Origin of the sequence: Paenibacillus sp. NPDC056579 (genome assembly GCF_042793215.1) — a bacterium.
Taxonomy (GTDB): Bacteria; Bacillota; Bacilli; order Paenibacillales; family NBRC-103111; genus Paenibacillus_S.
This window is the reverse complement of record NZ_JBHTVD010000002.1, coordinates 198,502-219,886: the sequence shown is the minus strand read 5'-3', so window position 1 is coordinate 219,886 and position 21,385 is coordinate 198,502. Positions and strand designations below refer to the sequence as shown.

Sequence of the window (21,385 nt, the reverse complement as noted above, 5' to 3'; positions counted from 1 at the left end):
TCAAGTAAGAAGAGAAGACACGAAGGGTCGTGTCCTCTCTTCTCTTCTGCTCCTATGATGCTGCAATTTACTTTTACTGATCCGTTGTTTTCTTTTTTTCTATGATTTTGTACAAATTATAGATGATTTGTGCGCTTTCTGCACGCGTCCCCTCACCGTGTGGTTGGAACAGCGAATCCGAGCGCCCGTTTACCAGTCCTAATGATGCTGCTGCGCCTACTGCCTGCTTGGCCCAATCTGGAGCGTCCGTCATATCCTCGAAACGGGAGTCTGCGGCACCTTTTGTTTCTCCTCCATTGGCGTACGCATAGGCGCGCATTAGCATTGCCGCCATTTCCTGACGTTTGATCTCAGCGTTCGGCGCGAACTTCGATTCGCCGATGCCATTGACGATCCCTGCCTGAGCGGCGAGTCTAACCGGCTCTGCATACCACTGATCCGGTGCTATATCTACAAATGCGGCCGTTCCGTTTACAACCCCCTTAATTCCTAACAGCCGAACCAGCATGGCTGCAAACTCTGCGCGGGTCACTGTCTTGTCCGGAGCGAACTGATCCGCGGTCATCCCTTGAACCAGATGCTTCGCAGCAAGAGATCTGATGGTTCCCCACGCCCAGTGGGTCTGTTTCACATCTTCAAACGTTTTGTTATATTCCAGCACGGAGTACTTGCTAAAATGGTTAATGGGTGCTGTAACCATTCCCTCTTTCATCGAGCCGGGAATATATTCAATGGTTTGGTCGTCGGCAATATAATAGATGCCTGCCAACTCTGTATTTGCACCGGCACTCAAAGGAAGAGAAATCGTAAGAGGCTCTTCAAACTTGCTGAGCGACACTGTCTTGCCTTGCTTTGTAGTAAGCGTCAAACGGAATTCCAGCACGTCGCCGGCTGCTTTAAGCTCTGCTCCCGCAAGAAGCTGTGCATTGGCAAGAAGCTCGTTAGCATTGGATGCATCCAATGCGGTCACGCTCAAGCTAATGGTACTATCGCCCTGCTGCTCTGCCGGCACCATACCCGCAATGGCTTTTAGTACATTGGCAGGGATGGTAATGACCAGGTTCATGCCTTGGACCTGGAGAGCTTTATTTTGAAGCAGCTCTGCGGCATTTCCCGGAAGGACGATCTCATTCAATGGATCCGATACTTTGATTACAACCTGATTTTGATCGCTGCCGGCATTTAAAATCTCATAAGTTACTTCCACTCGACCCGGCTTGCTTCCCTCATTGACTACCGGTGCTGATGAGCCGGAACCTGAGCTATTCGATCTGCGCGGCATGGATACCGTCAGCTTATAAGAAGCCGTCTTGTCTCCGTACTTGGCCGATATCTCCGTCTCACCGACACCCAGTGCTAGAATACGTCCTGCTTCATCAACCGAGGCAACGTTTTTCATGCTGCTATCGTAATTGACACCATGAACTAAAGGAACACTTAATCCATCGCTATAAACGGCATTGGTTACTGCCGTTCCTCGTTCACCAATTACAAGAGCCGAAGGACCTTCAACCGTAATACCGATCAGCACAGGCTCTTCTGCCGATACGATCAGCTTGTACGATGCGCTCTTGCCGCCATAGGTTGCGGAGATTACCGTCTCGCCTGCAGCCAGAGCGTTAATTGTGCCCGCTCCATCGATCGTCGCCACGTTCTTCACGCTGCTGGCGTACGTAACGCCTTTCTTTACAGGAACTTTACTTCCATCGCTATAGACCGCTTGGGTCACTGCCGTTCCCGTTCCGCCGATCTTCAGTGTCGAAGGACCTTCAACCGTAATACGGTTCAGCACAGGCTCTTCCGCCGATACGATCAGCTTGTACGATGCGCTCTTGCCGCCATAGGTCGCGGAGATCACCGTCTCACCTGCTGCCACGGCGTTAATTGTGCCCGCTCCATCGATCGTCGCCACGTTCTTCACGCTGCTGGCGTACGTAACGCCTTTCGTTACTGGAACTTTACTTCCATCGCTATAGTCCGCTTGGGTCACTGCCGTTCCCGTTCCGCCGATCTTCAGTGTCGAAGGACCTTCAACCGTAATACCGTTCAGCACAGGCTCTTCCGCCGATACGATCAGCTTGTACGATGCGCTCTTGCCGCCGTAGGTTGCGGAGATCACTGTCTCGCCTACAGCCAGAGCGTTAATTGTGCCCGCTCCATCGATCGTTGCAACGCTCTTCACGCTGCTGGCGTAAGTAACGCCTTTCGTTACTGGAACTTTACTTCCATCGCTGTAGACCGCTTGGGTCACTGCCGTTCCCGTTCCGCCGATCTTCAGTGTCGAAGGACCTTCAACCGTAATACGGTTCAGCACAGGCTCTTCCGCCGATACGATCAGCTTGTACGATGCGCTCTTGCCGCCATAGGTCGCGGAGATCACCGTCTCACCTGCTGCCACGGCGTTAATTGTGCCCGCTCCATCGATCGTCGCCACGTTCTTCACGCTGCTGGCGTACGTAACGCCTTTCGTTACTGGAACTTTACTTCCATCGCTATAGTCCGCATTAGTCGCTACTGTTCCCATTCCGCCGATCTTCAGTGTCGAAGGACCTTCAACCGTAATACCGGTCAGCACAGGCTCTTCTGCCGATACGATCAGCTTGTACGATGCGCTCTTGCCGCCGTAGGTTGCGGAGATCACTGTCTCACCTGCTGCCACGGCGTTAATTGTGCCCGCTCCATCGATCGTCGCAACGCTACTCACACTGCTTGTATAAGTGACGCCTTCACTCAGTACCGTTCTTCGGCCGGAGTCGTATACAGCCTCCGTCACCGCCTTATCGGTTTGTCCCACCTTCAAGGAGCTGCTTCCTTTTAATTCAATAGAAGCAATCTCGCCGCGCTTCGAGATTTCGAACGTATCAACAACGCGTCCGCCAATCGTTTTAGTTACAACTTTCAGCTTCTCACCATCAATTACGACAGAGCTGAACATCTGTGTATTTTCATCATCCACAACCATCTGCCAAGGTCTCGGAGTCAACTCGTAAAACTTAGGGCCTGTCGCGCCGGGAATAATATAGCTTGTTCCCTTTCCGTCTACAGCCTTCTGGTTGTTTTTCATCGGGTATGTTCTAAGATAGATGTGATCATGACCGTTCATAACAAGATCGACCCCGAATTCGTCGAATACAGGAGTCCATGCAGACCTCACATTCTCCGTATCGTAGATGCTGCCGTAAGGTCCGCGGTGGAAAAATACGATTTTCCACGGTTTGTCCGTGTGCATCAGATCGTTACGCAGCCATTCCGTTTGACCGGAGCCATCAACGTATTCACTGTTAAGCACAGCAATATGAATGTTCTTATAATCAAATGAATAATTAGTTCCCTTTTGGCTATCCGAACCGTTCTGCGGATGATTGAAATGGGCCAGGAAGTCTCCGTTGCCTTTGGTTCCCATCACCTCGTGATTACCCACTACGGTAATAGCTGTAGTGCTCATCAGCTGAGGCTGCGCCTTTTCGAACCACCAGTTCCATTCCTGCTCCTTGAACCCGCTATCGACCATATCGCCTACGTGGACGATGAATTCCGCCTGAGGCCGCTCTGTCATCGCCTGCTTCAAGGTATCTCCCCAAATTTTGAAGCCTGCCGCATCCGCTGCCTGCGAATCTCCGAAGACAAGAAACTCGGTTTGATCTCCGGTGCGCGGTGCTGTCTTGAAGCTGCCTTGCGCACTATAGTTGCCTTCTCCATCGCCTACGCGATATACATAAGCCGTTCCCGGCTCCAAAGCATCTGCGGTAGCCTTATGAACACGAATCGTTCCGATATCCAGCGTGTTGAACAAGTAGCTCGTGCCATTGAAACGAACCACGTTACTCTGGCTGAAATCCGTAAATTCGGATGCTTTCACGACTTCTACGACAGTTTTGTCCGTTGCCAGATTCGTGTGCCATGTGAATCCGCGTGACACGGCCGGATCCGCTCCCATCGTTACACTGATGTTATTCGGTGTCGCTGAACCGGCCGGTTTTGAAACCGTAAATGTGCTGACAAGGCTGTACTGCTCTCCCTTCGCCGCTTGGACGGAATAAGCAGATAACGTCTCCGTCAGACGATTTGTCGACAGCTTACCCCTAGAATCCGTTCTAAGGGAACCATCGCCAACTTCGATACCATTCGCTAACAATTTGGCGCCTTCTACCGGTACCCCGCCTTCGTCGGTAACCGTAAAGGTTGTAGTCAAGCCTTGAGCGTAATTATCATCCCAGCTTAAACGAAGCTCCTGCTTGACGGCGGATTGCATGGAAGCACCGACGTAGTTTTTATATTCTGCCGACCCGGTCAACAGGATGGAGCTGGAACGGAAGGCAATGACGTTCGTTCCGCTGGCGTCACCCTTCACCTGATATGTGATGCGGGCAAGCACATCGCTATCCGTTAACCCGGCGATCGAGTCCAGATCGGAGAAAGTCACTCTCACATTACCGGTAGCCGGATCGATCTGCTGCTGAATGTGACTATCGCTCAGCTTATCGCTTTTGACAACGGACAATTGATTTGTCCGGGAAGGATCAAAAGCGAATTCCAGATGGCCGGCGCGAAGCTGGGCGATTCTTTCCCCCGTTAATTCAACCGAATAGGAATGTCCGGCGTACACATCTGCAGGAGTGGCATATTTGAACTTAGCCGATCCGGTATCGACAATAAAATCCCATTCTTTTATCGTTTGGTTGCCCTCAAGGTCGCGTACCGCCATCTTCACATGGTGAATCCCATCATCCAACGGTGTGGCCGGTTTATAAGTAATGCGTCCTTCCGGCGGATACAATCCATGGGCTACGAACGTTCCGTCTATATACACCCGAATCGTATTAGGATCGATCAATGTCGTTCCCGGATGCTTCACAGGATCATAGCCGTCATCTTCTCCAATTGCACGAATTTGCGGAATATTGGTTTTGACGACGGAATTAGCCTCCGGAAATTCGTTTTTGATAATCGGAGGAGTCCGATCCTCGGTTAGCGGTCCGTACACTGCACGAATTCCATCGATATACAAAGCGCCTGCCGTCTTCTTGGTATTGCTCGTCTCCATGTATCGAACAGGCATGTCCATCGTCAGCGGGGTAGCTTTCCCTTTTGGAACGGCGGCCTCAATGTATTTCCACCCTTTCCAATTGACTCCGGCAGTCTGATCTGTAAAATCAATGGCAAAGGCAACATTGTTGCCGTCCCGCATCTGGCCTCTTAGCCAGTGCGCTTCCCCGTCTCCGTAAACCCACATGCCGATTTTCTCGGGATAGCCGGGAACCTGTATGCGTGTAGCCGTCGATTTTGCTTGCAAATAGGCGCCGGAAGTGCCGGTCTTTCCTCTAAAATCATACGACAGCTTCAAAGACGCATTGCCTAAGCGTACAAAATCCTGATTTTTCTCCTCATTTATGCTTACGGACGTATATGCCGCTCCGGCGGCCATGTAATTGCCCAGACCGTTCTCGAAGTCTTCCAATACGACAGGAGGAACGCCGACCGTTACTTTCATAGATGTTTCTACGCTGCCATGCTTTACATAGATCGTTCCGGATTGATCGTTGGCGCTGGTGGCTCGGAACGTGCCGTTCGCATCTATCGTTCCGATCGGTCCTTCGACTCTCCATTCAAAGCTGTCGTTGCTTGCTTGAATGACTTGTCCGTTTCGCAAAGCGGCAACCGACAAAGTCGAGACAGCACCGCTATTAAATGTCTTCACTTCATCCGGGAATTGGAGCTCCGTTAATTGATCTACAACCTCAATATCGGCTTCCCCTTGCAAAGAGCCTGCAGATACGCGGATTTTACCGGAGCCTCGCTGATTTCCGGCAGTAAAAACCCCACCTGCAGTAATGGTTCCGATAGCCGAATCCGCGTTCCATGTTTCCGCTTCCGAATAATTCGCAGGATGTCCGCCTGCATCGATCCCTGCGGATTTGAACGTCAAGCTGGAGCCGGCCAGAATACGTTCCATCCCCGGCTGGACAACCAGCTTCGCCGCCGGACCTTCCGGCGCTTTGTTAACAAGCAGCAGACCGTTGCCGGTTTGCCGCTCTCCACCGTCGGAGCCGCGGTTCAACATTTTCCTTGCCGTTTCACCCGGAAGCTTGGCTACAAACGTAGAGGAGCCGCCGCCGTCCAGATTCATCGCATCCACAACGCCCAGATCCTTCAAAATGTTGGCGAGCTCCACCGTCTCCACACCTTCGCTGAATCCGGGAGCACGTCCGTCAATTTCAAACAATACTACCGTTCCGTCCGACTTTGTACCGATAGCCGTACGGGGATGGACTCCCTCCGGCCCAACGTTAGTCTGAACTGCGCCGTTTTTAATCAACGGGCCCTGTCCTCCGATAGCAACCGTCACGTCCTGCCATTCGCCGTCCAATGCGAAGCTTGCTGTAATTTCATCACCGATCTGAACGGCTGATAATAACGAACGGGCCGTGCCTGATGCGGACAGTACGACTTTCCCCGGTTCCAGGGGGGAGCTGCCTTGATCTTTACGGATCGAGTTCACCTTAAGCAGCATCGTCTGGCCGCTTTTCACTTCTCCTTGAAGCACGTCCAAAACCACTTCGTCCCCAAGATTCGTCGTCATCGTAGAAGTATTATAATCCGAAGTATAAAGGACAAGCTGGTTATTCTCCCTATAACGGTTAATATGTGTCAGATTCGTCGGCACACCGCCGATGGTCACGGTCTTGGTCAGCCTGGGCGAACCGTAAACGGAGGTGCCGTCGCTCTTTAATCCGAAGGCGAACGAACTGGTGGAGCTGTTCAAAATCCGCCCGTCGTCCATGAACAAACCGTTCGGCACACCGGTCGAATAACCGGTCAGATCATAAAAGTCGCCATTGATGCCTGCGATAACACGGTTACCTGGCTTGTCCGCGTAATTAGCCATCGCCGTGACGCCTTGCATGCCGTACACTTTGCCGGATTTGGTACCGGCTTGCAGTTCAAGATTCGGGTTCTTAGGATCGAACTCAACGAAATGCATCTTTTCCTTTCCGCGGTCGATGTTCATGTCGTACCACGTGTAGGTTGCTCCCGGAGCGAGTTCCATTTGGCGCATATCGGTCACTTGGCCGTATGTCGTCGCCGGGAGTGTGCTGGCCAGAGCCGGCGTGTACAGCTGCAAAAAAGAGAGCAGCATGACAACAGCCATTAAATAACCGGTAAATCGTCGTCGTTTTCTTGTAAACATCATTCGAATTAGCCTCCAATCATAATAGCGGCCGAACCCTGGAGGATCAGGGATCGGCTGGATATGATTACTATTATGATGGGCATATGTAAAATGAATTGATTAATTATAAAAAGAATTTGTAAATGGCTTACCTGGAGTGCTACTTATTCGCCCTCATCTTCTTCCTGTACTGAAGAGGGCTGATAAACGCGATTTTTTTAAAGATCCGGTTAAAATGCCCCAAATTGTCGTACCCCACCGCTTCCGCAATAGCGATGATTTTCTCCTCCGTTTCGACAAGCAGCCGCTGCGCTTCCTTTACTCTCGCGATCTGAATGTACTCGACGATGCCGACTCCCGTCAGCAACTTAAACATGCGGCAAAGATAGTACGGACTTATAAAAAACTGCTCGGACAGCGCAGCAATCGACAGCTCTTCTTTGTAATGCTTCATGATGTGTCGCGCGATTTGCGAAATTTTCTCGTGAAGCGGCTTCCGGGAATCCGAATCGCTCTCCTTGCGGTCACCCCAGCGGCAAATCAACAGCAGCAGCTCGGTCAGCAAGGACCGAACAAACAAAGAGTACCCTACAGGCTCCGTCTTCAGCTCCTCCATCATTTTGAACATGAGAGTTTTGACGACGGCCTGATCGTCCCAGCTCAGCTTAAGCACCCCCGAACCGTTCGGAAACGGCAGCAGCGCCGGCCCTTCCCCCTCCTGCAGACGGATAAACTCGTCCGTGAAATTAATGAGAAGCCGCTCATGCCCGGGCTCTCCCCGGTCTGCCGTATGATGCAGCTCGTTTTTATTGACGATGACGAGATCGCCCTTTTGCGCCGCCAGTACCCGGTCCTGAATAAAATAATTGCGCTCTCCCGAAAGCAAAAAATAAATTTCATAATGCTTTTCATGAACGTGGCTTTTCTTCTGATCGTATGGACTTTTGCGCAGCAGGTGACTGAAATGAAGCGTGCGGCCTTCGTTATTGTATTGAAACAGCCTGTATTCCTGCATTTCTTGCCCCCTATATCGATGCAGTATTCGCAATATATGTGAATTATGAGACTTTTAAGCAATTTATTAGCAAGAATATAATGCATAATTGCGATATTATAAAGTATATTTGAAAACCCTTTCAACTTCAATAAGGTGGTGAGCTTGAATCCAGATGAATTTGCATTATCTTCCTTTAACGCTGAATGAACGTTACATGAAACATACTTTGAAGCTCGCAGAGCGTTACGGAGGCGTAAGTGCAATCCATTTAAGCCATCATTTGGTCCATCATGCGGACGATGTGATGACGAATCCGGACCGTTTGGCTCAAGTTCGGAAAATTGTCAGCCTGGCCAAAGCGCAGCGGCTCGACGTATGGTGCTGGACGCACGAAATGTACAGGCCGCCCGCTGCCTGCGTTACCGACGGCATGCTGGATTTGGAGCACCCCGATTTGCAGCCGCATTTGGAGCAAAAATATGCCGAGTTCCTTCAGGAGCTTCTCCCCGGCCTCGAAGGCTTGGTGCTAACCTTTGCTGAAACCCAATTTGAGGTATACAAGGACAAAAATGTGCTGTCCTCCTATACAGGTCCGGAGGCAGCGGCGAATAAAACGAAGCAGCTGGTGCAATGGCTGCTCGACAGCTGCAGCAAGCACGGAGCCAAGCTGACCGTCCGCGATTTTGTATACCGGGACCATGAAATCGCCGATATGCTCAAAGCGATCCGCAGCCTGCCGGATGAGGTGGGAGTCATGAGCAAATGTGTGCCCCACGATTGGCATCCTTATTACCCGGACAATCCCGTTCTCAGTCAGGTTCGCCCGAAGCCGCAATGGATCGAGTTCGATCTCGGGCATGAATACGAGATGCAGACGGTGCTCCCGTTCGCCGAGCCGGAGCTGCTGCTCCGCCGTGCACGGCACGCCCGGACTCTCGGAATTGAAACGTTCTGTCTCCGGCTAGACCGGTACGACGCCTACGCCGGGAACAGTGCCGTGTATACGCCGTGGGGACAATTGGAGCTTCAAGTATTCTCCAGGTTCGCCGCCAATCCCGATATTAAGCTGGACCAGATCATAGCCGATTGGGAGAAGGAGCATTTCGAGGGGGCTTGGGAGGTGGTCGGGTTATCGACGGAAATTGTCCGCCGAATGCTGTTTCCTCAGAAGCTGTGGCTGGCCGATCATTCCAATTTGCCGACATTCGACTATGCGCGCAAGCACCTGAAGGACGGCAATGCCGATCGCTTGCCCGTATGGACCGGTTCGCCTGTGGACCGGCTGGCGGAGCAGCTGTGCGACCGGCCGACTAAGGAATGGGTGTTTCAGCTGCGGGCGGAAGACGAGAAAACGTCCTTCTATATGAACAGGCTGTCATCCATGATGAACCGGGGCGGCAGAAAATTGGCCGAGACTTGGCGTGAAGCTCTACATGCGCTCCAAGCATGGGAGGAGCTGTTCCGGCAGTATAAGGCCGCTTATTTCGGCATCCGGCTGCTGCAGAACGACCCCGATGCCGTATCCGTGCATGAGCTGCGCATGATCATCAATATTTTGGAACAGTCATGTGCGGACTTTAAGGAGCGGTTTCCGAATCAGATGCTGAGCGGACGACGGGCATGGGAGTCCCATGCCAAAGTGATCGAGAGCTTGCGCAATCAATTGGATGCGTAAGATGCACTCTTCCTATTTACGATAACATTTTATTCGAGGTGAACTATGTACGGAAAATGGACTTTGATCGGTTCTTTGTTAGTGACAAGCTTGCTGGCAGGATGCTCTAATAACAAACCCGCTACAGAAGCACAGGCACCGAGCACGGCGGTTAATTTGAACGAGCCTGCCGAAATTGTTTTATTCTCCAACAGCGGCGACTCCCCTGAGAGCTTCGACGAACGGTTCGGCAATGCGCTCCGCAAAAAATTTCCGAACTGGAAAATTACCTATTTTCAAAAGACGAAAGGCCAGTCGCTCGAAGAGCTTCTTGCGGCCAATACACCAATTGACATTTACTGGGAGTCGGTAGGCCAATTCGTCGGCGGGCTGCTCAAATACGAGCTGCAATACGATATGACCCCGCTCATTCAGGCGAACAAAATCGATTTAAGCCAATTCGAGCCTACAACCATCGATGCGATGAAAATGATCTCGAACGGCAAGATGTACGGCCTGCCCGTGTCTAATAACAATATGGCGCTGTTCTACAACAAAGATATTTTCGATCGGCTCGGCGTCCCTTATCCGAAGGACGGCATGACGTGGGATGACGTCGTGGAGCTGAACAAGCAGCTTACTCGAAGCGATAACGGCAAGCAGTATCTCGGGTTCGGCATGTCCAACATTCATTATTTCCGGCTGAACTCCTACTCTTTGCCTTACGTCGATCCGAAGACGGAGAAAGCGACGATCAGCGATCCGCGCTGGAAAACAATTTACGAATCGGCTATTCTGAGACCGGCCCAGCTGGACGCCTTCAAAACCAGTATTGAAACAAGGAAGGCCCTTCCGGAATCCGACGCCTTATTCACGAAAGACCAGACGCTGGCCATGTACGGATACCAGTCGTATATGTTCGTGCAGCGGGATTTGTCCAGCATGAATTGGGATATGGTAGCTTACCCTACGTTCAAGGATCTCCCGGGAGTCGGCTCGCAATCGTATCCGACGTACTTCAGCATCACCAATATTAGTAAGCAAAAAGAACGGGCTATGGAAGTCATCAAATATCTCATCTCCCAGGAATTCCAGATGGAGCTGTCCAAGAAAGGCATTATGACCGTACTAAACGACAAGGCCGTGCAGAACGCGTTTGGCCAGGAAGGCTATGCCAAGGATAAAAATTTGAAATCGGTATTCTACAACAAGTTTGCGCCGATTTCGCCCAAAACGTTATACGATGCGGAAGCGGAAAAAGCGTTCCGGGCTCCGTTGGTCCCGATGGCGCTGAATCAGAAGGATATTAACACGGGCTTCCGGGAAGTCGAGGAAGGCGTTGTTAAAGCGATAGCCGATTTGAAAAAATAGCATTGCGTGAGCATTGCACACGAAAGCCCTTCATCTTGCCGTTACGGCAGCATGAAGGGCTTTTTTCATACAATAACCCGTCTTGTCTTGCCCATAACCGACTATATGGTATGATTGACGTTATCTATATTTGTTGTGGAGGCAGGCATCATGATCATTTCTTTGATAGCGGCAGTCGATAAAAATAATGTGATCGGTCAGGACAAAGACATCCCCTGGACCATCCCGGGCGAGCAAAGACGGTTTAAAGAGCTGACGCTAGGCCGCACCATCATCATGGGGAGAAAAACGTACGATTCCATCGGCAAGCCTCTCCCGGGCCGTAACACGATTGTCGTCTCACGAAGCCATCATATCGAGGCAGAGCGGTGTACTACCGTTACTTCTTTGCAGGATGCGCTGCAAACGGTTCAGGAAGAGAACGAAGTATTCATAGCAGGCGGCGGCCAGCTGTATGCAGAAGCACTGCCCTATGCGGACAAAATCTATTTGACCGTTATCGACCATGAATTCGAAGGGAACATTTATTTCCCGGCGTTCGATTGGCAGCAGTTTGACGTTACATACGAGCAGCGCGTGGAAACAAGCCTGTATCCTTACACTTACTACACGCTGGAACGGAAGCAAGAGAAGTAAGCACCACTACAGTAAAAAGCCGCAGCCCTCTACTGAAGGTTGCGGCTATACTTATTTCCCCTAGCAGCAGCGCGAGACTTTGCCTCCTTTGGCATTGTAGCGCGCGTCCTGAGCTTCCCGGAAAAACTGCTCCCGCGACGGGATCGGCTCGCCGGGATGACACTCTTTCATATGCTCGACATACCGTTCATAGTTCGGCACGCCGACCAGCAAATCCAGAAATTGATTGCGGTACTTCAGCACTTCGCGGACCGCCTCAAACATATTTCGGCACCTCCCTGCTGCCTCCGCCCTCGCCGGCGCGAGCCACGTAAGGGGCTTCCACGAGCGGGGCAGGCTTATTGTTCAGCACCCGGAACCATACCCGGATGGAAGCGATCAGTACGGCGATTACTATGATCATAAACAGCGCGCACAGGGCGGCGTCCAAATAATCATTCGTAATAATCTGCCTCATCTGCTCGGCATTCGCCGCCGGAGCGAGCAGCTTGCCGGCTGCAAGCGCATCTTTATACTGTGCGGCATGGCTGAGGAAACCGATTTTGGCAGCCGGATGGAACAGCTTCTGCCAGCCTGCGCTCATCGTAACGATGAGCAGCCATGTCGTAGGCAGCAGCGTAACCCATGCATAAGCTTTTTTACCCATCTTGAGCAGGATGGTGGAGCCCAGCAGCAGCGCCATGCCCGCAAGCATTTGGTTGGCGATGCCGAACAGCGCCCAGAGCGAGTTGATTCCGCCCAGCGGGTCAATAACCCCTTGGTACAGGAAGTAGCCCCAGCCGGCGACACAAATGGCCGTCGCGATGACGTTGCCTGCCATAGACTCTGTATTGCCAAGCGGTTTAATGACGCTGCCCAATATTTCCTGCACCATAAACCGTCCTACCCGTGTCCCCGCGTCTATCGTCGTGAGGATGAACAAAGCCTCGAACAGGATGGCAAAATGGTACCAGAACGCCATCAAAGCTTTACCTCCGATGACATTGGAGAGAATATGAGCCATGCCGATAGCGAACGTAGGCGCTCCGCCGGTTCGCGATAAAATCGTCGTTTCGCCGACATCCTTGGCCATCGTCGTCAAATCGTCCGGCGTAATGGTGAAGCCCCAGGACGTGATCGTCGCGGCAGCTTTTACCGCATCCGTGCCGATAGCCGCCGCCGGGCTGTTAATCGCAAAATAGGTGCCCGGCGTAATGACGCACGCAGCGATAAGCGCCATGATAGCTACGAACGATTCCATCAGCATCGCTCCGTATCCGATCGGGCGTGCGTGGGATTCCCGCTCCAGCATCTTAGGTGTCGTTCCGGACGATACGAGTGCATGGAACCCGGATACGGCGCCGCAGGCTATCGTAATGAACAGGAACGGGAACAAGTTGCCGGCGAATACCGGGCCGGTTCCGTCGATAAATTTCGTTGTCGAAGGCATAGCCAGATCCGGCATAACAACCAGAATTCCTAGCGCCAAGCCGACGATGGTGCCGATTTTCAAGAAGGTGCTCAAGTAGTCGCGCGGCGCCAGCAGCAGCCATACCGGCAATGCCGAAGCGATGAAGCCGTAGGCGATCATCATCAGGGCGATGGTTTCGCCGCTGAAATTGAACATCGCGGATAGCGCAGGCGTCTCAGCCACATATTTGCCGGCAATAAGTGCGGCGAACAGCAGCACGACTCCCATCAAGGAGGCTTCCGCTACGCGTCCCGGGCGAATGTACCGCATATAGAAGCCCATCAGTACGGCGATAGGAATCGTCGCGGCGATCGTGAACATCCCCCACGGGCTTCCGATCAATGCTTTCACGACAACCAGCGCCAGCACGGCGAGCAGGATAATCATGATGCCCAAAATGCCGACCATGGCAATCGCACCTGTCACCGGCCCCAGCTCATCCTTGATCATTTCACCCAGCGATTTGCCGTTTCGGCGGGTGGATGCGAATAGAATGACAAAGTCCTGCACGGCGCCGCCCAGAATAACGCCGATAACGATCCACAGCGTACCGGGCAAATAGCCCATTTGCGCCGCCAAAACCGGGCCGACCAGCGGACCCGCTCCGGCAATCGCCGCAAAATGATGGCCGAACAAAACCCATTTGTTCGTCGGAACGTAGTCTTTGCCGTCGTTCTTCAGCTCGGCCGGCGTCTTGCGGTTGTCATCCAAGCCGAATACTTTGTTAGCCAGAAACTTGCTGTAAAACCGGTAGGCGACAGCATAGCAGGCAACCGCCGCTACGACTAGCCACATCGCATTGATGGATTCTCCCCGATTCAATGCAAGTACTGCAAAGCCTATGGCTCCGAGTACGGAAATAAGTCCCCAAATGAAAATGGACTTAATGCTTTTTGCCATTAGGAATCCCCCCAAGGATAACATAAGAATGCGGTAACGCTTTCATGATAGCGCTTGCAATTAGTATACCCTCGCAGCACTCCTCTGAAAACCGCTTAGGCGCATCATGTCGGGGAGGCTTTCCAAGATGCTAAATTTCGAGCTTCAAACGCAGCTCCTTGACATAGTTCCGGCTCACCGGAACCTTGCTGTGCACCGTATCGTTCATCACGAGATTGTAGGCGCCGTTGACCCAGGACTTCATTTCCGCTATCGATTCGAGCTGCACCAGATAGCTTTTGTGACAGCGGAACAGCCCGTAAGGCCCGAGCTTCCCTTCCAGATCCTGAAGCGTATAAGCAACCTCATAAGCCTGATCCCAGGTATGCACCTGGACATGCTTGCCTTCCTTACTGATGTATACGATATCTTTGGGTGAAACATACTTGATTCCGTCCTCCAGCTCCAACGCAAGCTTCACACAAGCCGTTTGCGGCTGAGGCTGTCCTTGCCGCTCCTGCTCGCGGAGGAGGGCGCCAGTGTCGCCGCCACCGCCAGATTCCTTCTGACTTACTTGGCGCAGCTCGCGAAATACAGCTTCCACGTCTTCGTCGTCATACGGCTTCAATATATAATGAAATGCCCTCAGCTTGAAGGCATTCACCGCATATTGATCGTAAGCGGTAGAAAATACTACCTTCACCCGCGGATCCAGCTCTCCGACCAGCTCCGCTACCTGCAGCCCGTTCAAATCCGGCATGTCCATATCGAGGAACAGCAGATCGGGCTTGGTCTCCCGCACTTTTTTGATGGCATCCATTCCTCCGGTCGCCACGACAACCGTCTCCACTTCGCTCATGTTACCGACCAGAAAGCTAAGCTCCTCTCTTGCCGGCGCTTCATCATCCGCAATGACAATCTTCCATCCCATCCGGTTCACCTCACCCAAAAGCTTATTTTCGTTCCCTCGTTCTGACGGCTCTCAATGCTAAGTGCCTGCTCTATGCCATAGTGATATCTCAGTCTTTGCTCAATATTCTCAAGCGCGAGACCGGCATGCTCCTCCTGAGTCCGAAGCTTGTCCTGCTGCATCCCTACTCCGTTATCTTCAACCGTAATGTGCACCTTGGCTTGCTCTCCCTCTTCCTCCTGCCATATACGCAAAATAATGACGCCGGTTCGCTCGATTCGCTTTAACCCGTGGACCAGCGCATTTTCTACAAGAGGCTGAATCGTAAAAGGAGGAATGAGGCGGTTTAACGCTCTCTCGTCTATGTCCGTTACAAATTCCAGCTGATCGCCGAGCCTTGCTTTGGTCAGCGTCAAATACGCCTTCACCATATCCAGCTCGTCGCGGATGGAAATCAGCGTCCTGCTGCTGTTGTTCATGTTGCTGCGCATCCATTTGGACAAATGGGTAATCAGCTGCCTGGCGTCCTCCGGCCTTGTCCTGATAAAGGATTTCACGGTGTTCAGCACATTAAACATAAAGTGCGGGCTCATCTGGGCCTGCAGCGAGCGGATCTCCGCATCCGCCAGCAGCTGCGCATGGCGTTCCCCCTCCGCCGACGCATACTGCTGCGACAGCAGCTGCGCAAGCGATCCGAGCATTCTCCGCCTGGACGGGCTGTCGTCCTGCTGCCGCTCGTAGAACAGGCGAAAATGGCCTATCGTTTTGTTCCCTTGCGTTTCCAACGGGAGATCGATCCAATAAGGTGTCTTGCGTCCCTCCATCACCTGATCGCTGCCGCCGGAGTAAAATAACGCGCCAACCGCACGCGTCTCCTCGTGCAATGTCGCCGTAACCGACCGCACCGCCTCGTGAAAGCCGAGCTTCCACTGCGGCATGGTCAGATCGGCAATATGGAGCGCTTTACGGGCGTGCTCGTTACCTATCCGATCCTCCTCAAGCTGGATCGTGTTATATACCATGAAAAACATCGCCACTCCGGTGCTGTTGGCCAAGGTTTGCGGAATCCCGATCATCATGACGAGTCCGAACGCCTCATCCCATGGCCTGGCCAAAGCGAGAATCAGCGCCATCTGCATCATTTCCGCGACGAAGCCGACGATAAACGCCAATGGAACGGTCGACATGTTCCTGAACCTTCTTTTCAAGGCGTTGCGGCACAAGCCTCCAAGAATCCCCTGCAGCATCGGTGCGATCATGCAGGCAACGGCGACGAAGCCGCCCAGACTGTACCGGTGAAGTCCGGCCACGGCTCCGACGATGAAGCCGCTCCTGACACCTCCGAGCAGCCCGGCAATGACTACGCCTACCGTGCGCGAGTTGGCAATCGCTGCAGTTGGGGACACGTACCCGATCCAGGGCGCTGGCTTATAGTCATATTGAGACACTGTAACTCCCGAATACGTGCCGAGAATAGAATACAAGCTGAAGAAAATAAGAAACCGCCAATGATTCCTTCTGTCACCCTGGTAGCTCATATAGCTTCTCATCCATTTGCTTCGGGAGAACACAAAGGCCATGGCAATCAGAAAGCCCACTCTTTCAAACATATCTACCATTAAATAAAACATGCTTGGCTCACACCGTCCCGGCCGGAAACATTCCGTATGTAGCTACTATTATACATCCATCGGGCTTGACGTAAACGCTAGAAGTGAACTCCCCCGAAAAACCAAAAAGCAGCCGAATCCTGTAGGATACGCTGCTTGAATACAGTTTTGTCCAGATCGCAAGGATCGCCGCCTTAAAACATTTTGATAACGGCGTCTCTTCCCTTCATTCCCGGAACGATGCCAAGCTCCTCCGCTTCGTACGTGACCGATTCCAACGGAGCCTCGAGCAGCTCTTCAATCGTGCGTACCCCGGTAGCTCTGGCAGCAATAATGCGGCGGTCTTTCAATCTTTCATTCAACAGCCCAACGTCAAGCGCTCCGCACATTATATATCCTTTATCGGTTGTCACCGCAAGGAGGGTCGTTTTGGGCAGCTTAACCTCGATAGCCAATGCGGTGAAGCCGTCAAGCGTTACGGGTTCCATGCGCATCATCGTCAGCATCTCCTTTTTTCATTCAGCATGCAATTCATTATATGAGCCTGCTCCGATACGGGTGATTCAAGCTCGGGGGAATCCTGTCAATTTTATAAAAAAGATACAAAAAGCGATTATCCCCTACTTTATTCCCATAAAAAGTGGTATAGTTAGGGAGGATTACTAGGTCTTAAGGAGGGCAGTTATGGAGGCGGACCAACACCGAATCGGCAAACGCAAATATCTTTTCAACGTAGACATTCTCATTGAAGACGAGACGAACGGGCGAGCCCTAGAGAAGCTGCTTCACCTGCTGAACGTAGATGAGGTAAAGGACTATCAGATCAAAGAGGGGGTTGAATTAGGTACCTACATAGAGGCCGTGCTGCGTGAGACGATCAGTAAACCGAGGCCGACCGAAGCCGCGACGAAGCCGGGCGGGCAGCCGAAAGAAGCCGCGGTTCCTCCCGATGGAGGCGGAGTCACACAGCCGGAAAATCCGACAACCGGACCCGATCCTCATCAGGCCATCTGGGATCAACTTCAACAATATAAACAGAGCAACTCGCTGGTTAGACTTACCGTTGTGAAGGGCAAAGGCGTCAAACTGAACATTCCGTGCCGTATTCTCAACTTCGACCCGTCGAACGGGAATGTGAGCGTTTATCATGTCGACGAAAAGCAAGTGTATTTGTTCAAAATCAATGAAATCGACGATTTTGCCGTCAGCCGATAGGACGAGCTAGAAAAAGGCGGAAAGCCGCATCGGGATTCATCATCCCCTTGCCGGTTTTCCGCCTTTTTTGTTATGTATGCGAATTATGTATTTATATTATGAAAGGAGCCTGCTGTATTCACTTGGCGTTTGCGGAGCATCAGCTCTTCCGCCTTATCCGCGCTTAACGGAGGGCTGAACCAGTAGCCTTGAATTTCATTGCAATGATTGTTATGTAAAAAGCCCAGCTGCTCCTCAGTTTCGACACCTTCTGCAATAACCCTAAGGTTCATGTGTCTTGTCATCGAAATAATGGAAGCGACGATGGCCGCGTCATTCGGATCCGTCATAATGTCACGGACGAACGACTGGTCGATTTTTAATTTATCGATCGGAAATCGTTTCAAATAGGACAAGGAGCTGTAACCGGTACCGAAGTCGTCAATGCTGATTTTCAAGCCCATCGACTTTAGCTCCAGCAGCAGCGACGTCGCGTAATCGACGTCCATTGTGCTGCTTTCCGTTATTTCCAGCTCCAAATAGGCCGGATCCAGTCCCGTGCGCTCGAGCACCTCGGCTACTTTATCCCGCAGGTTGGACTGCAGGAATTGGCGGGTCGACAAATTGACGGACACCGGGACATGAACGTGGCCTTGACTCTGCCACAGTTTGTTTTGCCGGCATGCTTCCTGCAAAACCCATTCTCCGATAGGCACAATCATTCCGGTCTCTTCGCTCAGCGGAATAAATTCATTCGGAGGAATGATTCCCTTCTCCGGATGATGCCAGCGCAATAGCGCTTCAAAACCGACGATAGCCCCGGTTTTGATATCCATTTGCGGCTGATATACCAGAACAAATTCGTTTTTGTTCAGAGCTTTTCTTAAATCGCTCTCGAGCGTCAGCCGCTTCATCGATATGGACTTCATATCCGTGTGGAATACCTGGAAGTTGTTCTTCCCTTTCTCCTTGGCCCGGGTCAGGGCTATATCCGCGCAGGTCATCAGGGAGCTCGCATCGGTTTCATCCTCCGTTAGAATGGCAACGCCGATGCTCGCCGTTACATGCACCTGATACTGCTCAAGCTGAAAGGGTTCATCCAATATTTGAAACACCCGCATAGCCAAATCGCGGACTTGATCCCGGTGCTGCAAATTGTTAAAAAGGAATGCGAATTCGTCGCCCTCGGTTCGTGCCAGGTAATCATTCTCCGATATGCATCGGGTGAAGCGTTCGGCCAGCTGCAGCAGCAGCATATCTCCGTAATCGTGCCCGAAGCAGTCGTTAACCATTTTGAACCTGTCGATATCCACATAAAATACCGCCAGCAAATGGCCGTGGCGATGAGCCGACGTCATGGCTTCAACCAATTGCGACGTAAACAGTCTCCGGTTCGGAAGGCCTGTCATATCATCGTAATAAGCCATATAGCGGATGCGTTCTTCGGTTCGCTTGGCCGCCGTGGTATCCTGCCCGATCACGATCATCCCGCTCAGCAGACCGCCTTCCATAATAGGTGCGGCCGTCGTCTCCAGGTCCAGCCGGAAGCCGTCCTTGTGCATAATGCCTGTGCGGAACGTTTGCGGCAATCCCTGCTTCACCTGATTGAGCGCTTCGATCGTCACGTCCGCGTATTCCTCCGCAATAAATTGCCGGAACGGCTTATCCTCAATCTCCTGTCGCGTATAACCGAGAAGCTTATCCGTGTTCGCATTCACTCTCATGATGACGCCCTCGCGGTCCATCAAGCACACGACATTCGGGTTATGCTCGAACAACGAGGCGAAGGCCCGTTCTTTTTCTTCCAAAGCCCGTGATACGGAAACCGAGGATCGGAAATATCGCACCTTCAGAGCCAAATTTGCCATATAAATTCCAAGCGTCAAGGCACCCAACGCCCAAACAAGCGGAACGTCAATACTCCAGGCGACATAGAGAAAAACTAGGAAATATCCGCAGACTGCAATCCCTGCCCACTTCCCGACCGGTAATAATTCCGCTCCCTTTTTCATCATTGCCCCCCTATTCACGGTTTTTTCGACAATGAATTTCATTACTTGTTTCTACGTCAAGGGTCTTTTTTCCTGCATCTCATCACAAAAAACGCAATATTCATGTATATTTGACATCATTTTGCCATTTTTCGCCACTCACTGCTCCCAACGCGCCATCTTACGCTGTAGCATCGCTTTTTCGCACGCATTCCGCCCTCTGCACTAATACAAAGGATGGATTGCAGTCCCAGATTACATTTTATGCTTGATCAGCACTCTGATGAGCGTTTTTTTGTGTCCCTTAGAATTGGTAGCTATAACAAAAAAAACAGACTGCTCTCTGCAATCTGCCTGAACGGAACCGCTTCGGGAACCATGGGTTAAAGTACTGGCGAAGCTTATTTCGATTCATGATATCAATGCTGTAACCGGCACCGCAACGGAAGAGACGCCAAGTCTTGCTTATTGAGGCAAAAAAATACCGCACGCAGAATATGCGTCGGTATGGGACGATGGCATGCAGCGCAGCCGCATGAGAACGGGATCGCCGATCCCTATTGCTTTTTAAACTTGAACGCGGCTTGAGCCAAACTAAACCACCCGAACAGGAAAGCGACGCCTCCGAACGGCGTAATCGCCCCTAACGGCTTAATTTCGGTAATACTCAGCACATACAGACTGCCCGAGAACAGGATGATCCCGATCAAGAGCGACCAGCCTGCCCGTACCAATGCCTTGCTCTCCGGCATAAAGGCAGCCGCCAGGCCAATGGCAATAATACCGAGCGAATGCATCATATGATATTGTACACCGGTTTCATAAATGGCCATCATCTCGGCCGACATGCTCTCTTTGAGCGCATGGGCACCGAACGCTCCGATAGCTACGGATAAGAAGGCGCAAATCGCTCCAATCGCAACAAAGCGTGAATTCATCATACTCACCTCCGCACAACCCAAACGGTAATTTAATCGCTTCCTCCATCATAATGGATTTCACAACCTGATTCCACTAGCTGCGCCCGGGTTCACAAAATGGACTTACCTCCGCATTGGCTTAAAACGCCGATCGACACGAGGAAGGCCTATCACCGCAATTCCCTAGCCTAAAATCTCCAACAAAAAACCGGCCTCGCCTCAAGCGATAACAGCCGGATATGATATACCGCACTCTATAATGAATATATAGACTTGCAAAAGGAATTAGTAAATTTGACCCACATCATGTTGGCCGATGATCAGCGTCACAGACTCCAGATACACCCGGGTAGCGGCCGGGCTAGCCATCAGATCGGTTTCGATGTCGACGATTTTGACGCGCTGCTGCTTGCCTTCCCTCTTATCATAGACGACCTCAAACTGGCGCAGCCCCAGCTGATATGTAATGACCGATGAACCGACGGCCAGTGCGAGCAATTCATGCTCCCCATGATGGAACAGCACCTCGGACATAATCTCGTCGTTCATATCAACAATTTTAACGGATTGGACAATGGAATATTGCATCGAATATCCTCCTT

General features: G+C 51.8%; 14 protein-coding genes. 4 read left to right on the top strand and 10 right to left on the bottom strand.

What is annotated here, in order from left to right; all coding sequences use genetic code 11:
• Positions 1-73 precede the first annotated feature (73 nt).
• Positions 74-7,192 carry a phosphodiester glycosidase family protein gene (locus ACFQ88_RS08505; RefSeq protein WP_379453813.1) on the bottom strand — a complete coding sequence of 2,373 codons (7,119 nt, stop codon included), beginning with the start codon at positions 7,190-7,192 and terminating at the stop codon, positions 74-76.
• Between the two features lie 139 nt (positions 7,193-7,331).
• Positions 7,332-8,186 carry a helix-turn-helix transcriptional regulator gene (locus tag ACFQ88_RS08500; protein WP_379453812.1) on the bottom strand — a complete coding sequence of 285 codons (855 nt, stop codon included), beginning with the start codon at positions 8,184-8,186 and terminating at the stop codon, positions 7,332-7,334.
• Between the two features lie 196 nt (positions 8,187-8,382).
• Between ACFQ88_RS08500 and ACFQ88_RS08495 the strand changes: the two genes are divergently transcribed.
• From ACFQ88_RS08495 to ACFQ88_RS08485, 3 genes are all read left to right on the top strand, one after another.
• On the top strand, positions 8,383-9,843 hold the full coding sequence (locus ACFQ88_RS08495; protein ID WP_379453811.1) for a hypothetical protein: 1,461 nt from the start codon (positions 8,383-8,385) through the stop codon (positions 9,841-9,843).
• 45 nt (positions 9,844-9,888) lie between these two features.
• Entirely contained in the window at positions 9,889-11,193 is a 1,305-nt protein-coding gene (locus ACFQ88_RS08490; RefSeq protein ID WP_239632760.1) for an ABC transporter substrate-binding protein, read from the top strand.
• A gap of 150 nt (positions 11,194-11,343) precedes the next feature.
• Positions 11,344-11,829 (top strand): dihydrofolate reductase, encoded by a 486-nt coding sequence (locus ACFQ88_RS08485; RefSeq protein ID WP_379453810.1) that lies wholly within the window; start codon positions 11,344-11,346, stop codon positions 11,827-11,829.
• 60 nt (positions 11,830-11,889) lie between these two features.
• On the opposite strand, the gene ACFQ88_RS08480 is transcribed toward ACFQ88_RS08485, so the two are convergent.
• The 5 genes from ACFQ88_RS08480 to ACFQ88_RS08460 all read right to left on the bottom strand — a co-directional run bounded on the left by ACFQ88_RS08480 (position 11,890) and on the right by ACFQ88_RS08460 (position 17,175).
• Positions 11,890-12,093: a YbdD/YjiX family protein gene (locus ACFQ88_RS08480; RefSeq protein ID WP_239632756.1), complete on the bottom strand. Its 204-nt coding sequence runs from the start codon at positions 12,091-12,093 to the stop codon at positions 11,890-11,892.
• Positions 12,086-14,179: a carbon starvation CstA family protein gene (locus tag ACFQ88_RS08475; RefSeq protein ID WP_379453809.1), complete on the bottom strand. Its 2,094-nt coding sequence runs from the start codon at positions 14,177-14,179 to the stop codon at positions 12,086-12,088. The genes ACFQ88_RS08480 and ACFQ88_RS08475 overlap by 8 nt, the downstream gene beginning before the upstream one ends.
• 130 nt (positions 14,180-14,309) lie before the next feature.
• Entirely contained in the window at positions 14,310-15,089 is a 780-nt protein-coding gene (locus ACFQ88_RS08470; protein WP_379453808.1) for a LytR/AlgR family response regulator transcription factor, read from the bottom strand.
• A 5-nt stretch (positions 15,090-15,094) separates the two neighbouring features.
• A complete protein-coding gene (locus ACFQ88_RS08465) occupies positions 15,095-16,699 on the bottom strand; it encodes a LytS/YhcK type 5TM receptor domain-containing protein (RefSeq protein ID WP_239632750.1) in 1,605 nt (534 codons plus the stop codon).
• Between the two features lie 173 nt (positions 16,700-16,872).
• The gene (locus ACFQ88_RS08460) at positions 16,873-17,175 is read right to left on the bottom strand and encodes a YunC family protein (RefSeq protein ID WP_239632748.1); all 303 of its coding nucleotides are present in this window, start codon (positions 17,173-17,175) and stop codon (positions 16,873-16,875) included.
• Between the two features lie 187 nt (positions 17,176-17,362).
• Between ACFQ88_RS08460 and ACFQ88_RS08455 the strand changes: the two genes are divergently transcribed.
• Positions 17,363-17,893, top strand: a complete 531-nt coding sequence (locus ACFQ88_RS08455) for a hypothetical protein (protein WP_379453807.1) — start codon at positions 17,363-17,365, stop codon at positions 17,891-17,893.
• An 83-nt stretch (positions 17,894-17,976) separates the two neighbouring features.
• Here the strand turns inward: ACFQ88_RS08455 and ACFQ88_RS08450 are convergent, their stop codons facing one another.
• The 3 genes from ACFQ88_RS08450 to ACFQ88_RS08440 all read right to left on the bottom strand — a co-directional run bounded on the left by ACFQ88_RS08450 (position 17,977) and on the right by ACFQ88_RS08440 (position 21,371).
• Positions 17,977-19,884 carry a putative bifunctional diguanylate cyclase/phosphodiesterase gene (locus ACFQ88_RS08450; RefSeq protein ID WP_379453806.1) on the bottom strand — a complete coding sequence of 636 codons (1,908 nt, stop codon included), beginning with the start codon at positions 19,882-19,884 and terminating at the stop codon, positions 17,977-17,979.
• 536 nt (positions 19,885-20,420) lie between these two features.
• The gene (locus tag ACFQ88_RS08445; protein ID WP_379453805.1) at positions 20,421-20,801 is read right to left on the bottom strand and encodes a DUF423 domain-containing protein; all 381 of its coding nucleotides are present in this window, start codon (positions 20,799-20,801) and stop codon (positions 20,421-20,423) included.
• 267 nt (positions 20,802-21,068) lie between these two features.
• Positions 21,069-21,371, bottom strand: coding sequence for a hypothetical protein (locus tag ACFQ88_RS08440; RefSeq protein ID WP_239632742.1), 303 nt, complete (start codon positions 21,369-21,371; stop codon positions 21,069-21,071).
• Positions 21,372-21,385: the final 14 nt, after the last annotated feature.

Bases quoted from the DNA above. Each gene is read 5' to 3' on its own strand.
- ACFQ88_RS08455 (WP_379453807.1), top strand. From the start codon at position 17,363: ATGGAGGCGGACCAACACCGAATCGGCAAACGCAAATATCTTTTCAAC.
- ACFQ88_RS08495 (WP_379453811.1), top strand. From the start codon at position 8,383: ATGAAACATACTTTGAAGCTCGCAGAGCGTTACGGAGGCGTAAGTGCA.
- ACFQ88_RS08480 (WP_239632756.1), bottom strand. From the start codon at position 12,093: ATGTTTGAGGCGGTCCGCGAAGTGCTGAAGTACCGCAATCAATTTCTG.
- ACFQ88_RS08450 (WP_379453806.1), bottom strand. From the start codon at position 19,884: ATGAAAAAGGGAGCGGAATTATTACCGGTCGGGAAGTGGGCAGGGATT.
- ACFQ88_RS08490 (WP_239632760.1), top strand. From the start codon at position 9,889: ATGTACGGAAAATGGACTTTGATCGGTTCTTTGTTAGTGACAAGCTTG.
- ACFQ88_RS08485 (WP_379453810.1), top strand. From the start codon at position 11,344: ATGATCATTTCTTTGATAGCGGCAGTCGATAAAAATAATGTGATCGGT.
- ACFQ88_RS08445 (WP_379453805.1), bottom strand. From the start codon at position 20,801: ATGAATTCACGCTTTGTTGCGATTGGAGCGATTTGCGCCTTCTTATCC.
- ACFQ88_RS08470 (WP_379453808.1), bottom strand. From the start codon at position 15,089: ATGGGATGGAAGATTGTCATTGCGGATGATGAAGCGCCGGCAAGAGAG.
- ACFQ88_RS08500 (WP_379453812.1), bottom strand. From the start codon at position 8,186: ATGCAGGAATACAGGCTGTTTCAATACAATAACGAAGGCCGCACGCTT.
- ACFQ88_RS08505 (WP_379453813.1), bottom strand. From the start codon at position 7,192: ATGATGTTTACAAGAAAACGACGACGATTTACCGGTTATTTAATGGCT.
- ACFQ88_RS08475 (WP_379453809.1), bottom strand. From the start codon at position 14,179: ATGGCAAAAAGCATTAAGTCCATTTTCATTTGGGGACTTATTTCCGTA.
- ACFQ88_RS08460 (WP_239632748.1), bottom strand. From the start codon at position 17,175: ATGATGCGCATGGAACCCGTAACGCTTGACGGCTTCACCGCATTGGCT.
- ACFQ88_RS08465 (WP_239632750.1), bottom strand. From the start codon at position 16,699: ATGTTTTATTTAATGGTAGATATGTTTGAAAGAGTGGGCTTTCTGATT.
- ACFQ88_RS08440 (WP_239632742.1), bottom strand. From the start codon at position 21,371: ATGCAATATTCCATTGTCCAATCCGTTAAAATTGTTGATATGAACGAC.